Source organism: Streptomyces sp. NPDC047022 (assembly GCF_040644155.1).
Taxonomy (GTDB): domain Bacteria; phylum Actinomycetota; class Actinomycetes; order Streptomycetales; family Streptomycetaceae; genus Streptomyces.
In genome coordinates this window covers 65,317-80,881 of record NZ_JBEYVV010000013.1, presented here as the reverse complement: position 1 = coordinate 80,881, position 15,565 = coordinate 65,317, and the positions used below count along the sequence as shown (strand labels likewise).

Annotated in this window: 14 protein-coding genes and 3 pseudogenes; all 17 read left to right on the top strand. The window is 69.8% G+C overall.

Annotation, left to right across the window (positions count from 1 at the left end; translation table 11 throughout):
* Nucleotides 1–25: 25 nt before the first annotated feature.
* Nucleotides 26–595, top strand: a complete 570-nt coding sequence (gene rimM, locus ABZ845_RS16435) for a ribosome maturation factor RimM (RefSeq protein ID WP_360979289.1) — start codon at nt 26–28, stop codon at nt 593–595.
* Nucleotides 595–1,428 carry a tRNA (guanosine(37)-N1)-methyltransferase TrmD gene (gene trmD, locus ABZ845_RS16430; protein ID WP_360979286.1) on the top strand — a complete coding sequence of 278 codons (834 nt, stop codon included), beginning with the start codon at nt 595–597 and terminating at the stop codon, nt 1,426–1,428. Before rimM ends, trmD begins: the two co-directional genes overlap by 1 nt.
* 134 nt (nt 1,429–1,562) lie before the next feature.
* Nucleotides 1,563–1,913 carry a 50S ribosomal protein L19 gene (gene rplS / locus ABZ845_RS16425; protein WP_360979283.1) on the top strand — a complete coding sequence of 117 codons (351 nt, stop codon included), beginning with the start codon at nt 1,563–1,565 and terminating at the stop codon, nt 1,911–1,913.
* Nucleotides 1,914–1,958: 45 nt separating this feature from the next.
* On the top strand, nt 1,959–2,675 hold the full coding sequence (gene lepB / locus ABZ845_RS16420; protein ID WP_360979280.1) for a signal peptidase I: 717 nt from the start codon (nt 1,959–1,961) through the stop codon (nt 2,673–2,675).
* Nucleotides 2,668–3,732 (top strand): annotated as a pseudogene (gene lepB, locus ABZ845_RS16415) (signal peptidase I); the annotation flags it as partial. The gene lepB (ABZ845_RS16420) and the pseudogene lepB (ABZ845_RS16415), both read left to right, overlap by 8 nt.
* Complete coding sequence (gene lepB, locus ABZ845_RS16410; protein ID WP_360979277.1) at nt 3,641–4,594, top strand: signal peptidase I; 954 nt, start codon at nt 3,641–3,643, stop codon at nt 4,592–4,594. The pseudogene lepB (ABZ845_RS16415) and the gene lepB (ABZ845_RS16410), both read left to right, overlap by 92 nt.
* A 78-nt stretch (nt 4,595–4,672) precedes the next feature.
* The gene (gene lepB / locus ABZ845_RS16405; RefSeq protein ID WP_360979274.1) at nt 4,673–5,419 is read left to right on the top strand and encodes a signal peptidase I; all 747 of its coding nucleotides are present in this window, start codon (nt 4,673–4,675) and stop codon (nt 5,417–5,419) included.
* The gene (locus tag ABZ845_RS16400) at nt 5,409–5,921 is read left to right on the top strand and encodes an NUDIX hydrolase (RefSeq protein WP_360979271.1); all 513 of its coding nucleotides are present in this window, start codon (nt 5,409–5,411) and stop codon (nt 5,919–5,921) included. Before lepB (ABZ845_RS16405) ends, ABZ845_RS16400 begins: the two co-directional genes overlap by 11 nt.
* Nucleotides 5,922–5,977: 56 nt before the next feature.
* Entirely contained in the window at nt 5,978–6,286 is a 309-nt protein-coding gene (locus ABZ845_RS16395; RefSeq protein WP_008745401.1) for a DUF2469 domain-containing protein, read from the top strand.
* Between the two features lie 149 nt (nt 6,287–6,435).
* Nucleotides 6,436–6,797, top strand: a pseudogene (locus tag ABZ845_RS16390) (YraN family protein).
* Nucleotides 6,797–8,422, top strand: a complete 1,626-nt coding sequence (locus ABZ845_RS16385) for a YifB family Mg chelatase-like AAA ATPase (RefSeq protein WP_360979268.1) — start codon at nt 6,797–6,799, stop codon at nt 8,420–8,422. Before ABZ845_RS16390 ends, ABZ845_RS16385 begins: the two are co-directional and overlap by 1 nt.
* Nucleotides 8,419–8,895: pseudogene (locus tag ABZ845_RS16380) on the top strand (DNA-processing protein DprA); the annotation flags it as partial. The gene ABZ845_RS16385 and the pseudogene ABZ845_RS16380, both read left to right, overlap by 4 nt.
* A gap of 196 nt (nt 8,896–9,091) precedes the next feature.
* The gene (locus ABZ845_RS16375) at nt 9,092–10,516 is read left to right on the top strand and encodes a hypothetical protein (RefSeq protein ID WP_360979265.1); all 1,425 of its coding nucleotides are present in this window, start codon (nt 9,092–9,094) and stop codon (nt 10,514–10,516) included.
* A 20-nt stretch (nt 10,517–10,536) separates the two neighbouring features.
* On the top strand, nt 10,537–12,432 hold the full coding sequence (locus ABZ845_RS16370) for a hypothetical protein (protein ID WP_360979262.1): 1,896 nt from the start codon (nt 10,537–10,539) through the stop codon (nt 12,430–12,432).
* Nucleotides 12,429–14,579, top strand: coding sequence for a hypothetical protein (locus ABZ845_RS16365; protein ID WP_360979259.1), 2,151 nt, complete (start codon nt 12,429–12,431; stop codon nt 14,577–14,579). The genes ABZ845_RS16370 and ABZ845_RS16365 overlap by 4 nt, the downstream gene beginning before the upstream one ends.
* On the top strand, nt 14,576–15,067 hold the full coding sequence (locus ABZ845_RS16360; protein WP_360979256.1) for a hypothetical protein: 492 nt from the start codon (nt 14,576–14,578) through the stop codon (nt 15,065–15,067). The genes ABZ845_RS16365 and ABZ845_RS16360 overlap by 4 nt, the downstream gene beginning before the upstream one ends.
* Nucleotides 15,068–15,206: 139 nt before the next feature.
* Nucleotides 15,207–15,533: a nucleoside triphosphate pyrophosphohydrolase gene (locus tag ABZ845_RS16355; protein ID WP_360979253.1), complete on the top strand. Its 327-nt coding sequence runs from the start codon at nt 15,207–15,209 to the stop codon at nt 15,531–15,533.
* Nucleotides 15,534–15,565: the final 32 nt, after the last annotated feature.

Here is a 15,565-nt window from a genome sequence, read left to right as displayed (position 1 = left end):
CCGGCGAGACAGGAGATCAAGCACAGTGCAGCTGGTAGTCGCACGGATCGGCCGAGCCCACGGCATCAAGGGCGAGGTCACCGTCGAGGTACGTACCGACGAGCCCGAGCTGAGGCTCGCCCCCGGCGCGGTCCTGCTCACCGAACCGGCCTCGGCCGGCCCGTTGACCATCGAGAACGGCCGTGTGCACAGCGGGCGTCTCCTGTTGCGCTTCGAGGGCGTGAGCGACCGCAACGGCGCCGAGGCGCTGCGCAACATCCTGCTGATCGCCGAGGTCGATCCGGACGAGGTGCCCGAGGACGAGGACGAGTACTACGACCACCAGCTCATCGACCTGGATGTGGTGACCGTGGACGGCGAGGAGGTCGGCCGGATCACCGAGATCTCCCACCTGCCCTCCCAGGACCTGTTCGTGGTCGAGCGGCCCGATGGCAGCGAGGTCTTGATCCCGTTCGTGTCGGAGATCGTCACCGAGATCGACCTCGAGGAGCAGCGCGCGGTCATCGACCCGCCGCCCGGTCTGATCGACGACCGCGCGGAGATCGCCTCCAGCAGGGACTCCGAGGACTCCGAAGGCTCCGGGGGAGCGGTGTAATGCGGCTCGACGTCGTCACGATCTTCCCCGAGTACCTCGAACCGCTGAACGTCTCCCTCGTCGGCAAGGCACGCGCGCGCGGGCAGCTGAACGTCCAGGTGCATGATCTGCGGGCCTGGACCCACGACCGTCACAACACTGTGGACGACACTCCGTACGGTGGCGGCCCCGGCATGGTCATGAAGACCGAGCCCTGGGGTGAGGCGCTGGACGACATCCTGGCCGACGGCTACGAGACGGGTTCCGGCGCGCCCGCCCTGATCGTCCCCACCCCCAGTGGCCGTCCCTTCACCCAGGAACTCGCCGTCGAGCTGTCCGGGCGCCCGTGGCTGATCTTCACGCCCGCCCGCTACGAGGGCATCGACCGCCGTGTCATCGACGAGTACGCGACCCGGATACCGGTCTACGAGGTGTCCATCGGCGACTACGTCCTCGCCGGGGGAGAGGCGGCCGTGCTCGTCATCACCGAAGCGGTGGCCCGGCTGCTTCCCGGGGTCCTCGGCAACGCCGAGTCCCACCGGGACGATTCCTTCGCGCCCGGCGCGATGGCGAACCTCCTGGAAGGCCCCGTCTACACCAAGCCGCCCGACTGGCGCGGCCGGGACATCCCCGAGGTGCTGCTCAGCGGCCACCACGGAAAGATCGCCCGCTGGCGCCGGGACGAGGCCCTGAAGCGCACGACGGCCCACCGGCCCGATCTGATCGAGCGGTGCGACCCGGCGGCCTTCGACAAGAAGGACCGCGAAATGCTCTCCATCCTGGGCTGGGCACCGGACCCGGAGGGCACCCCCCAAGGCCGATTTTGGCGCAGGCCAGAGGGCATGGAAGAATAGGCCGCTGCTGTCCGCCGTCCGGCGTGCGCCCCTGCCACAGGGGGACACGACGCCCGCCCCGACACGGTCGGCATTCTTACCGAACACCTACCTTCCGCCGATGACCTGTGGCATGGGCGAAGAAAGCAGACGAAATGTCTCACCTGCTCGACTCCGTCGACGCCGCGTCCCTGCGCAGCGACATCCCGGGCTTCCGCCCGGGTGACACCGTCAACGTGCACGTGCGCGTCATCGAGGGCAACCGCTCCCGTGTGCAGCAGTTCAAGGGCGTGGTGATCCGTCGCCAGGGTGCCGGCGTGCGCGAGACCTTCACGGTCCGCAAGGTCTCCTTCTCCGTCGGCGTCGAGCGCACCTTCCCGGTGCACACCCCGATCGTGGAGAAGATCGAGCTCGTCACTCGTGGTGACGTGCGCCGCGCCAAGCTGTACTACCTGCGCGACCTGCGCGGCAAGGCGGCGAAGATCAAGGAGAAGCGCGAGAACTGAGCGCCTCCGGGGGTTCACTTCGGGGCCGGATAGCATCTGGCCCCTATGGACACCGAAGCACAGTACGTGGAGCGCGACCGCTCCTCCGGCCCCGCCGGGTCCGAGACGATCTCGGACTCATCGGGTCCGGAGGGACGGTCGCGCTTTGCGTTGCTGTCCCGGGCGGCCGACTGGCTGCCCGGTGGGCGCATCACCCTGACCGCGCTGGTCTGCCTGCTGTTCGTCCTCGCGCTCGGCACCTTCGCCGTGCAGCCGTTCGACATTCCCAGCAGCTCGATGGAGCGCGGATTGAGGGTTGGGGACCGCGTTCTCGTAAATAAGTTGGCGTACCGTTTCGGATCGGAGCCGCAGCGGGGAGACGTGGTCGTGTTCGACGGCACCGGCTATTTCGGGAACGCCGACTACGTCAAACGGGTAGTAGGTGTAGGGGGAGACCACGTGGTCTGCTGCGACAAGGTGGGGAGGCTCGAGGTGAACGGCCGGCCGGTCGACGAGTCGTCGTTCCTGTATCCCGGGAACAGCCCGTCCGACGTGCCCTTCGATGCGGTCGTGCCCAAGGGCACGCTCTTCGTGCTCGGCGACCACCGCGCTGACTCCAGCGACTCACGGGACCATCTGGGCTCGCCCGGCGGCGGCATGGTGCCGGTCGGAGCGGTGATCGGCAGGGCCGACTGGGTGGTCTGGCCCGCTGCCCACATCAGGCACGTCACGCGGTCCGGCGCCTACGCGCGGGTGCCCGCCGCGGGCGGTGCCCATGGGTAGCCGCGGAAAGCCGCGCGGTGTGACGACGGACACCGTCGCACAGAATCTCCTGCCCACCGGCGTACGGCGCGCCGGGGGGAGCGCGCCCACGGGCCGCAGCCGCGCCGAGCGGCGCAAGCTCCAGCGCAAGGTCAAGCGCAAGAGGAGGCGCTCCGCCGTCAGGGAGATACCGCTTCTGGTCGGTGTCGCAGTCCTCATAGCCCTGGTCCTGAAGACGTTCCTTGTGCAGGCGTTCGTGATCCCGTCCGGCTCGATGGAGAACACGATCCAGGTCGGCGACCGCGTCGTCGTCGACAAGCTGACCCCGTGGTTCGGTTCCGAGCCGCAGCGCGGCGACGTCGTCGTGTTCAGGGACCCCGGCGACTGGCTTGCCGGCGAGAAGACGACGCCGCACCACGACCCCGTGGTCATCAAACAGATCAAGGAAGGACTCACCTGGATCGGCCTGCTGCCGTCCGACAACGACAGGGATCTCATCAAGCGGGTCGTCGCCGTCGGCGGAGACACCGTCAAGTGCTGCGACACGCAGGGGCGCGTCACCGTCAACGGGACACCCCTGAACGAGCCGTACATTCACCCGGGGAACAAACCTTCCGACTTCTCCTTCTCGGTGACCGTGCCGCCGGGCCGTTTGTGGGTCATGGGTGACCACCGCGCCAACTCGGCCGACTCGCGTTACCACCAGAGCGAGGCGTTCAGCGGTACTGTCTCAGAGAAATCCGTCGTCGGCCGTGCCATGGGCATCGTCTGGCCGGTCGGAGACTGGACCCGGCTGAAAGAGCCGGACACTTACGCGTCGGTGCGGAGCGGGTCGACTACCGCACTCGGTCCGTCGCATAGGGTGGCCTCCGCGGATCGATACGGATTGATCCCCCTCCCGAGCCCTGCGGAACTCCCGCTCGTTATGGGAGTGGTGGGCCTGCGTCGAGTGGGGCGCCGGCGGCGATACGGAGTGAGGAGTGGATGTGGGGGATTTGGCGGTCGGCGCACGATCCGGACACGAGGGTCCCGAAGAGCAGCCGGAGCGGTCCGACGACTTGGCTTCCCCGGCCACGGAAGACCACGCGGGCTCCGGGAGCGGCTCCTCCGGCGGCGGTACGCAGGGCCGGGACGGGCAGACCCCAGGCCCGAACAAGCAGCGCTCCTTCTGGAAGGAGCTTCCGCTCCTGATCGGCATCGCCCTGGTGCTGGCGCTGCTGATCAAGACGTTCCTGGTGCAGGCGTTCTCGATCCCCTCGGACTCGATGCAGAACACCCTCCAGCAGGGTGACCGGGTTCTCGTCGACAAGCTGACGCCCTGGTTCGGCTCCGAGCCCTCGCGTGGCGAGGTCGTGGTCTTCCACGACCCGGACAACTGGCTCGCGGGTGAGCCCACCAGCAGCCCGAACGCCCTGCAGACCGCGCTCAGCTGGATCGGCCTGATGCCGTCCGCGGAGGAGAAGGACCTCATCAAGCGGGTGGTCGGCGTCGCCGGGGACACCATCGAGTGCCGGGGCACCGGGCCGCTGATGGTCAACGGCAAGGCGCTGAACGAGCCGTATGTGTACCCCGGCAACACGCCGTGCAGCGTGGACGACCAGGGTGGCCAGTTCAAGGTCACGGTTCCGCCGGGCAAAATCTGGGTCATGGGTGACCACCGGCAGAACTCGCTGGACTCCCGCTACCACCAGCAGGACAAGTACCAGGGCTTCGTGCCGGTGGGGAACGTCGTGGGACGCGCCATCGTCATCGCCTGGCCGCCCACCCGCTGGAACACGCTGCCGATCCCGGACACCTTCGACCAGGGCCTGAACACGACGGCCCCCGGAGCGCTGGGCCTCACGGGCGCGGCACCGCTCGTGCTGTGGCGCAGGCGGCGGGTCAGGGCGCGCCTCACCGCCGGTAACCCGAGGGTTTCTGGAGACGGTACCGCCGGGTAGGGTGCCGTCCCAGATCGCCGATCTTCCGGGGCCCGGCACGGGCCACGGGATCGAATCTCCGACCTGGGGAGCACCGGGATGAGCAGGACTGGTCGTACGCAAGAGGGCCATGGGCGGCTCGGCAGCATACTGTCGGGACTGGCCGTGGCCCTCGGCTGTGTCCTCTTCCTCGGCGGGTTCGCCTGGGGCGCGGTCCTGTACAAGCCCTACACCGTGCCGACCGAGTCGATGTCGCCCACCATCGCCGCCGGTGACCGGGTCCTGGCCCAGCGCGTCGACGGGGCGGACATCCAGCGCGGCGACGTCGTCGTCTTCCGGCAGAAGAGCTGGGGCGACATGCCCCTGGTCAAGCGGGTCGTGGCGGTCGGCGGCGACACGGTCGCCTGTTGCACCGACGGCAAGCTGACCGTCAACAGCAAGGAGATCCAGGAGCCCTACCTGCCCAAGGGCGGGCCCGCGGAGTGGAAGAAGATCCCCACGATCACGGTCCCCGAGGGGCGGCTGTTCCTTCTGGGTGACGCCCGCAGCGGTTCCCTGGACTCCACGGCCCACCTGACGGAGGCGTTCAGCGGCACGGTGCCGCGCAGCGCCGTGGACGCCCGTGTGGATGCCGTGGCGTGGCCGATGAACGGCATGCTGAAGCGCCCGACCGGCTTCGAGGCGCTGGGCCCGATCTCGTCGCCCGGACCTCTGCGGCTGGTCCTCGGCGCGATCGTGGCGGGTGCGGTGCTGGTGCTGGGCGGTGCTGCGTACGGGCCGGTGGCCAGGCTGGCCGGCCGGGGCAGGCGGGACTCCCGGCGGACGGAGCTCGCCGGTGCCCGCTGAGCCGTCGCTCACGGACGCCTCGGGGCCCCGCAAGGTGGCCCGGGTGGTGCTGCTCGACCCGCAGGACCGCATTCTGCTGCTGCACGGGCACGAGCCGGACGATCCGGCCGACGACTGGTGGTTCACCCCCGGCGGCGGCGTGGAGGGCGAGGAGACCCGCGAGCAGGCCGCGCTGCGCGAACTGGCCGAGGAAACCGGCATCACGGAGGTCGAACTGGGGCCCGTGCTGTGGCAGCGCAGGTGCTCGTTCCCGTTCGCCGGGCGCCGCTGGGACCAGGACGAGTGGTACTTCCTGGCCCGTACGGGCCAGACGGCCACCTCCGCGCCGGGCCTGACCGAGCTGGAACGGCGCAGTGTCGCCGGAGCGCGGTGGTGGACGTGCGGGGAACTGGCCCGGGCGCATGAGACGGTGTATCCGAAGAGACTCGCCGAGCTGCTGCACAGGCTGCTCGACGAAGGTCCCCCGGCCAGGCCCGAGGTCCTTGACACGGAAATTGTCTAGAGGCTCACGGGACTGGCGCACAATGGTGGGACCGCACGGCTGAAGGGGAACATGCCATGAGCGCCGAGGACCTCGAGAAGTACGAGACCGAGATGGAGCTGAAGCTCTACCGGGAGTACCGCGATGTCGTCGGTCTGTTCAAATACGTGATCGAGACCGAGCGGCGCTTCTACCTCACCAATGACTACGAGATGCAGGTGCACTCGGTGCAGGGCGAGGTGTTCTTCGAGGTGTCCATGGCGGACGCCTGGGTCTGGGACATGTACCGGCCCGCCCGCTTCGTGAAGCAGGTGCGGGTGCTGACGTTCAAGGACGTGAACATCGAGGAGCTGAACAAGACCGATCTGGAGCTCCCGGGCGGCTGACGGAAGCCCCGGGGCTGGTGACGAAAGCTCCGTGTGGGTAACGGAAGCCCCGTGCGGGTGACGGAGTTGTCCACAGCCGCTGAGTTGTCCACCAAGATCCACTTTGTGGAGGCGGATGCGTGACGGTTGGCGCCGGAGGTGGTGCCGACATGAACGCACGAGGTGCACTCGGCAGGTACGGAGAGGATCTGGCCGCCCGATGGATGGCGGCGGCCGGGATGACGGTCCTGGAGCGCAACTGGCGCTGCGGAAGGATCGGTGAGATCGACATCGTCGCCAGGGACGGTGACGTGCTGGTCGTCTGCGAGGTCAAGACCCGCAGGGGCCGCGGATTCGAAGACCCGATGGCCGCCGTTACGCCCGCGAAGGCCGAGCGGCTGCGGGGCCTGGCCGAGCGCTGGACACAGGACCACGGAGGGGCGCCACCGGGCGGGTGCGCATCGATGTGGTCGGTGTCGTCCTGCCCGAGCGCGGTGCCGCGGTCGTGGAGCATGCGCGGGGGGTGGCCTGATGGGCTTCGCGCGTACCTGCTCGGTGGCACTGGCCGGGGTCGAGGGCGTGGTGGTCGAGGTCCAGGCCGACCTCGAACCGGGCGTGGCGGCGTTCACCCTGGTGGGCCTGCCCGACAAGAGCCTCACGGAGAGCCGCGACCGGGTGCGGGCCGCCGTGGTGAACTCGGGAGCCGAGTGGCCCTCGAAGAAGCTCACGGTCGGGCTGAGCCCCGCGTCCGTACCGAAGGGTGGAAGCGGGTTCGACCTCGCGGTCGCCTGCGCCGTTCTCGGCGCCGCGGAGCGGATCGATCCGCGGGTGCTCGCGGACATCGTGATGATCGGCGAGCTCGGTCTGGACGGGCGGGTCCGGCCGGTCCGCGGCATCCTGCCGGCGGTGCTGGCCGCGGCGGACGCGGGATACGAACAGGTGGTCGTGCCGGAGTGCGCCGCAGCCGAGGCCTCGCTGGTGCCAGGGGTGTCCGTGCTGGGCGTCCGCAGCCTGCGCCAGCTGATCGCCGTCCTCACGGACGAGCCCGTGCCCGACGAGGAGCCGGACGGCCAGGACGGCCCGGATCCGCTGCTCGCCGGACTGCGCATGCCGGGCACCGGCGCAGCCACCGCAACGCACAGCGCCGGCGCCGGGCAGTACGAACAGGGGCTCGATCTGGCGGACGTCGTGGGCCAGATCCCCGCGCGCATGGCGGTCGAGGTCGCCGCGGCCGGCGGGCACCATCTCTTCCTGGAAGGGCCGCCGGGCGCCGGGAAGACGATGCTGGCCGAGCGGCTGCCCGGAATCCTGCCGAGGCTCGGACGGGCGGACTCCCTGGAGGTCACCGCGGTGCACTCGGTGGCGGGCCTGCTTCCTGTGGACAAGCCGCTGATCGACCTCGCGCCCTACTGCGCCCCGCACCACTCGGCCACCATGCAGGCACTCGTCGGCGGGGGCCCCGGCATCCCCCGGCCCGGCGCGGTGTCGCTCTCCCACCGCGGCGTCCTCTTCCTTGACGAGACCCCCGAGTTCAGCAGCCGGGCGCTGGACGCTCTGCGGCAGCCCCTGGAATCCGGGCACGTCGTGATCGCGCGCAGTGCCGGCGTCGTGCGCTTTCCGGCGCGCTTCCTGATGGTGCTCGCGGCCAATCCCTGTCCCTGTGGCCGCTTCTCCCGGCGCGACACGCTGTGCGAATGCCCGCCCTCGGCGATCCGCCGCTACCGGGCCAGGCTCTCCGGACCCCTTCTGGACCGGGTTGATCTTCGCGTCGAGGTGGAGGCGGTCACGCGTGCCGAGCTGGCCGGGCTCGGTGCGCGGGGCGAGTCCACCTCAACGGTCGCCGAACGGGTCCGGGCGGCCAGGGAGAGGGCTGCCACGAGGCTGAAGGGCACTCCCTGGCGGACCAACAGCGAGGTGCCGGGACGGGAGCTGCGCGGGCACTGGCACCCCGCGAGCGGGGCGCTGGAGGAAGCCGAGCGCAGTCTGGAGCGCGGCGTGCTCACGGCCCGGGGGCTCGACCGCGTGCTGCGGGTGGCCTGGACCGTCGCGGACCTGGTGGGCCGCGACCGGCCGGACGCCACGGATGTCGCACTCGCCCTGCACCTGCGCACCGGAGTCCCCCGGGGAGTGCCGATGGCGATCGGGGCGTCGGTGTGACCGGCGGTGGCGCCCCCGGCGGTGAATGCCTCGCCCGGGTCTTCCTCGGCCGGGTCATCGAACCCGGGGACGCGGTGGCGGGCCGCTGGCTGCGGGAACACGGCGCCGAGGAGGTGGCCCTGCGGCTGCGCGCGGACCGGCGGCTGCCGGGCGTGACGGAGAAGCGCTGGTCGGGGCTGCGGGCGCGGGCGGCACGGGCCGAGCCGGAGCGGGACTGGGCCGAGGCGCGGGAGGCAGGCATGCGGTTCGTGTGTCCGGGAGCGCCCGAATGGCCCGCCCAGCTCGATGACCTCGGGGACGCCCGACCCGTCGGACTGTGGGTGCGCGGCAGGCCCAGCCTGCGGATATGGGCGCTGCGCTCGGTCGCCGTCGTCGGCGCGCGCGCCTGTACCGAGTACGGCGCGCACATGGCGGCCACGCTCTCCGCCGCCCTGGCCGAGCGCGGCTGGGTCGTGGTGTCGGGCGGAGCCTACGTTCTCTAGCGAGTCTTGTGTTGTTGCAGAGCCGTGTTGCTGAGGATCGGGTACAGCGAGGGTCACCTGTTCGGGTGAACGGAAGTCGTTGAGGCCCTGGTGTGACGTGGGGCTATGCAGGATCCGTGATGTGAGATGGAAGGTCTACTTTCACGGGGATCAGGTGGATCTTCCCCCTGAGCACGACGATCCGGTCGTGTTGCAACATCGGGATGTCCTGTTGCGGGCCGCGGCGCGGCCGCGGAGGGCGGGTCAGCCCTTCCTGCTGGATCCGCTGGGGGCTCCGGATCTTCGGGTGGACCGATGGTTCGACAGCGACGAGGTCCGCGACCTGGGGCGGCTGACCTGGAGGAAGTACGCGTACAGCCTCGTGGTGTGGCTGAGCTTCTTGTGGGCGTACGGGCGTCCGTGGGACGACGTCGAGCCGACCGCGGTGGAGGCATTCAAGACCTGGCGGATGCTGGACGGGCGCAACACGCGCCTGGTGGAGTCGGGCACCTACAGCGACAACATCATCAACGTCCGGCTCTTCTACTTGTGGGCGGCGAACGAGTTTCAGATCCCCAACCCGATCCGGACGCGCCCGGGGAGGGGCAAGCGCCGAGACGGTACGCGGTCGGAGAAGGTGGTGACCGACCCGAAGGCGACGCGGGACCGGGATGTGAAGTGGTTCGACCCAGCGGGCTACGAGCGCTATCGGGACTGCGGACTGCTCGGGCTGACGCTGGAGGGCGACGAGGACCCGGGCTGGCGGGGACGCAATGGGCAGCGCAACGCCGCCTTCGCGGACTGCCTCTACAACTCGGGGCTGCGGCTGGAGGAGGGCGGCTCGTTGCTGCTGGTCGAGCTCCCGCCGGACGACCCCAGCCGCGGCTTCTACACCTGCCACCTGGCCGAGCAGACGGCCAAGGGCAAGGTGGCCCGCAAGTTCTGGATGTCGCGCAAGGGCCTGGTGCCGGTGCTGAACTACTGCGAGGGCGAGCGGGCCACGGCGGTGCGGCGGGCCCAGGCCGCCGGGCGCTATGAGCGCATGACGGGGACCCGGTTGGTGACGCGGGTGCTGTCCGGGCGGCGGGCGAGGCTGGTGGGGCAGGACGGCGTGGTGGAGCAGGTGCCGCTCGATTCGCTGACGCCGGCGGCCCGCCGACTGCTGCTGCGCGAGACACCGCAGGGGCTGGAACCGGTGGCGCTGTGGTTGAACGAGGACGGGATGCCGCGGGACCCGCACGGCTGGCAGCACATCTTCACCCAGGCCAACAAGCGGCTGCGGGAGGACCTGGGGCGTCAGGGCTTCGCGGGCGCCGCCCACATGCTCCGCCACAGTGTCGCACTGCGCTGGTTCTCGGTGGGCCGGCTGCTGTTCGACAAGAAGTTCGCGCACCTGGACGGGGAGGAGCTGCGCGACCTGCGCTACGAGTTCGGCAGCACCTGGGACCTGGTGCGGCTGATGCTCGGGCATGCCGATCAGCGCACGACCAAGGAGACGTACTTGGAGCCGTTCGAGGCTTTGGAGCTGGAGCTGCTGCTGATGCACGCCGACAACAGCGGCATCCCGGACCTGATGGCGGCGGTCTACGGCGCGGACCGGCGGGTGCTGGGCGATCCGGTGGCGGGCCGGTGAGCCCGGGGCGTCCGGCGGAGATGCCGGAGGGGGGCTACACCCCGCCGCAGCGGCTGTTCCTGGATGACGGCCAGTGCCGGGTGCGGTTCTTCTCCGAGCAGGACCTCGACGAGGTGGTCGACTACGACTTCACGACGTTCCCGGTGGCCCGCCCCCTGCAGGAGGCGTTCGCCCGTGCCTTCGACGCGCACGTGGGGCCGGCCGGGAAGGTGAAGGCGTCCGGTGCTGCCAACAACGCCTTCCGGCAGCTGGGCTACTTCATCGACGTTCTGCTCTTCGACGAGGCACGTCCGCAGGTCCCGCAGGATCTGGCGCCGCGGCACCTGAAGGCGTTCTTGCTGAACAGGGGGGATGCACCGAGCGCCGGGATGGCGGTGGGGCTGCTGCGGTCGCTGCTGGCGAACATGGAGGGGCTGACGCCGCAGTTCGCCGCTCAGTGCGCGCAGTGGGTGCCGGACCGCCGGGAGAAGATCGTCTCGCGGGGCAGCTACAGCCGGGCCGAGGAGAAGGCGATCCTGGACGCCGCGCGGAAGGTGGTGCGGGCGGCAGCGAAGCGCATCAGGGAGTCCCGTGAGGTGCTGGAGCGGTGGCGTGAGGGCGGCATCTCACGCGAGGACGAGCCGGTGCTCTACGAGTACGGCTCGATCCTCGATATGGTCGAGACGACCGGGGAGATGCCGCGCAACAAGTGGGGCAACGGCCTGGCGCCGTGGATCGTCCCGCATGGCATCGTGACCGACCTGACCAGCCGGCTGCACCTGAGTCTGGCCGAGACTTGCGCGCTGGTGATTCTGCTGGTGCGGCTGACTGGGGAGAACGGCTCGACGATCATCAAGGCGCCGGCCGCCTTCCACCGTCCTGACGGCGGGGCCGGGCCGCTGGCCACGGTCCAGGTCGACTTGAGCAAGCCGCGGCGGGGCCTGCGGCGCTACATGACGGCCGCGCTGAGCGACCTGCCATCGTGGGCCGCGGCACCGGAGGAGGAGGGCGAGCTGTCGGCCCGCGACGAGCTGCATACGCCGTTCGGCCTCTACATGCTCGCGCTGGAGCTGACCGCCTCGTCGCGGCGGATCAAGGGCAGCGACCGGCTGCTGGTCTACTGGGTCCCCAAGGCCGGGAAGGGCCGCAAGGCCAAGCGGGCCGAGGTGGTCAAGCGCCGCAACGTGAGCGGGCGAGGCTTCCGCGACCGGCTGTCGGACTCGGCGGTCGGGTATTGGGGCGCCGGTTTGAACCTGGTCGCCGAGGAGCCGGACAAGGACGGCAACCCGCAGCGTCTGATCGTGGGCGTCGGACGGATGCGGGTCACCCACGGGGCACGGGAACAGAAACCGGTGGCCCAGACCCGGGAGACGCTCGCGAACATCTACCTGCGGCGGGATAAGTCGAGCCTGCGCGAGTACCAGAAGCTGGTCGCCGACGTGCTGGAGAAGGAAGTCACCAAGGCTCGCACCGCGGGCCGCATCACGCGGCTGAGTGCGGCGGATGTCGCCGAGGCCCTGCGCGACCCGGAGACCGTCGCCAAGCGCTTCGGGGTGACCACGGAGATGATGCGGCTGCTGGTCGCCCGGGACGCCGACACGGTGCTGGCCGCCTGCGCGGACAACAAGAACGGTCCGCACAGCCCGCCCGGCGAGCCCTGCCGGGCCTCGTTCCTGAAGTGCCTGGAATGCCCGTGCGCCCGCGCGATGCCCCATCACCTGCCGCTTCAGGTGGTGGCCCGGGACATGATCGACGAACGACGCGCACACATGACGGCCCTGCGCTGGGCCGAGCGGTTCGCGCTGCCCTTCGAAGAGCTGGAAGACCTGATCCGGCTGGCGGGCAAACGCGCCGAGGACCAGGCCCGCGCGGCGGCTGGCGACGAGGAGAGAGAACTGGTGCGGCGGCTGCTGGACGGGGAGCTGGACGAACGATGAGTACCGATGACGCGGCCCTTGAGCCGAAAGAGATCTTCGTGCCCGGCCCCGACACGGTGGTTCTGCAGAACCGGCAGCTGCGGGAAGGCACCGACCGCTCGAGGCTGTCAGTCGTGGGCGACATGCGCTGGAACCTGCGACCGGCGATCCTTGAAGATCACATGGCCTCGGTCAGCATCAACTTCGCCCTGGTGCCCGAGCGGTTCCGCGACATCGCCAAGATCTACATCTGGATGGAGCTGAACTGCGACGAGGATCTGACGATCCTTCGCCGGGCGAACATCGACGGCAAGTTGGCGGTCTACACGATGGTCTCCCAGCTCCGCTGTCTGCGGGGCCTGTTGGACTGGATGGATGTCTACGGGTTCACCTCGATCGCGGAGGTGACGCCGGAGGATCTGGAGGACTATCTCGACGCGGTGCGGGACGCGGAGATGACCCACGGCAACCGCTCAGATCTGCTGCAGGCCGTCCGCCGGTTGTGGGCCTTCCGTGAGCTGCTGCCAGCCGAGGGGCGGCTTCCCGAGATGCCGCCCTGGGGCGGGAAGGAGTCCAGGATTCTGCTTGGCAAGTCCACGCGGGACCGGGAGAACGCCACCGCCCGCATCCAGGAGACGACGATGACGATGGCGGTGTTGTGGGCGGCGCGGTTCGTCGAGGACTTCGCCGAGGACATCATCGCGGCCATGGAGGAGTTCAGACCGTTGTTCGGCCTCCAGCCCGGCCGCTACAGCCCCGGCCCGCACCGCCGGGTCCGGATCCCGGGCAAGGCCGGGGCGACCCCGGAGGTCGGCGCCTTGATCGAATCCTTCCGCGCACAGGGCCGCGACCTGCCCGGCAGGCAGCGGGAGGACGGCAGATGGGAGCCGGACTGGCCTTTCCTCGCCAAACTCCTGGATCTCTCGCCCACTGCAATGCAGAAGAACCAGGCATACCGAACCATGTTCCTGACCTCCGGCCTCCCCGTGGCCCACGGCACCTTCCTGGCGGCCCGCCCAAAGGGCATGCTGAACGGCGAGCCCTGGACGAAGAACATCGCCTACAGCGACGTCAAGAAGATGGTGCGGACGCTGTCGACCGCGTGCTTCCTTCTGGTGGCCTATCTGACCGGCTGCCGCCCCGGGGAGGCGGTCAGCCTGCAGCGCGGCTGCCTGCGCCGGGACAAGGTGACGAAACTGTGGGAGGTCCACGGCCGGAAGTGGAAGAACGCCCGCGACGAGAACGGCGCCAAGATCCCCGAGGGACAGTTCCGCGACGAGCCGTGGATCGCCCCCGACCTGGTCGCCACGGCGATCAGTGTCCAAGAACGCCTTCACGACGCCGAGGCCCTGTTTCCCGTCTGGCTGGTGGCGGACGAACGCGACCAGCATGAAGGCGGCGGGGCCCGCACCCTCGCCTCGATCAACGACGACCTGAACCGCTTCATCGCCTGGGTGAACGCCTTCTGCGGTCGGCATGGCCGCACCGATGTGATCCCCGTCGATCCGAAGCGCCTGACGATCTCCCGCCTGCGGCGCACACTGGCCTGGTTCATCTGCCGCCGCCCGCGCGGGATGGTCGCCGCGGCGATTCAGTACGGGCATCTGCGGGTCCAGATCACCCAGGGCTATGCCGGCACTTACGCATCGGGCTTCCCCGACGACCTCGCGTTCGAGCGGTGGCTCACCCGGCTGGAAGACCTGCAGGACGCCGACCGGCGGCTGAAGGCCGGTGAGCACGTCAGCGGCCCGGCAGCGGGTGCCTATCGGTCGCGGGTCAGCGGAGGGGCGAGGAGGTTCGCCGGGCGCGTCCTGCGGACCGGGGCGGAGGCGAGGCATGTGATGGCGAACCCCTCGCTGCAGATCTACCCGGGCAAGGGGATGACCTGCGTCTTCGCTGCCCCGACGGCACGCTGCGAGCTGGAGCCCTCGCTCGACGACGCACGGGTCACCCCGGACACCGAGGGCTGTCACCCGGCCTGCGGCAACATCTGCCGCACCGAGGAGAACATCGACAAACTGCGGGCCGAGGCCACCGAACTGCGGATCAAGGTCACTGATCAGTCGAGCCCGGCGATCCGCTGGGAACGTGAACGCCGCCGCCTGGCCAATCTGGAATGGCTCATCGACGAGCACGAGCGCGGACGGCCCGCAGGAGAAGACCGGTGACGGCCGAGCAGGATCCGCCGCGGGAGTTGTGCCTCAAACTGCGGGCGGCCGCCGACCGGCTGCTGGCCGGCACTCCGCTGCACTCCTCGGGCAAGCTCACCATCCTCGACCTCGCCGAAGAAGCCCAGGTCAAGCGGTGGCTGCTGACACATAAGTATCCGACCACGCTTATGGCCAAGTACCAGGCGGAGTTCAAGGCCGTCCGGCACAAGAGCGAGCCGGTCAAGAAGGCCGAGGCCGAGATCGACAAGCTTCGCGAGGACCTGGCCAGGGTCCGGAAGGAGAAACGGCAGCTGGCGGACTTGCTGGGCACCTACGCGGTCATGATCGAGCAGCTGGCCCGGGAACGGGCCGAGGCGATCACCGAACGCGATGAGGCAGTGGCCGCCCGGGACGCCGCGCTGGGCGTCACCGCCCTGAACCCGCCACCTCAGCGGACGGCCCCCGTCGGCCGGGCTCACCGCCCGCTTCCGCGCGGCCGGCGCTGATTCTGAGCCATCCTGGACCCGAACGGGTGGGAATGGCGGTTCACATGGCGAGCAGTGAGGCGATTTGCCTAGGCTGCCTCGGCATGAAGGGGCGGCCATCGGGGCCCGCCTCGCGGTGATGGGTGCGGGAGAACAACCGGTGAACCGCAAGGGTGAGTACGGCAAGTTGGTGCGGGACCGGATTCCGCAGATCATCCGCGAGGACGGGGCCGAGCCCGTCACCTACATCGCGGGCTCGGAGGAGTACCGCAACCGCCTGCGGGACAAGCTCGGCGAGGAGGTCGCCGAGTTCCTGGAGGCCGACGACGCCAAGGCGCCGGAGGAACTCGCGGACGTACTGGAGGTCGTGCACGCGCTCGCCGCGGACCTGGGGGTCGACGCGGGACAGCTGGAGAAGATCCGCGAGGTCAAGGCGAGTCAGCGCGGCGGCTTCGCGGACCGGATCGTCTGGACCGGCAACCGCTGACCACGGCCGCTTCGGCCGTCATTCGGTGCACC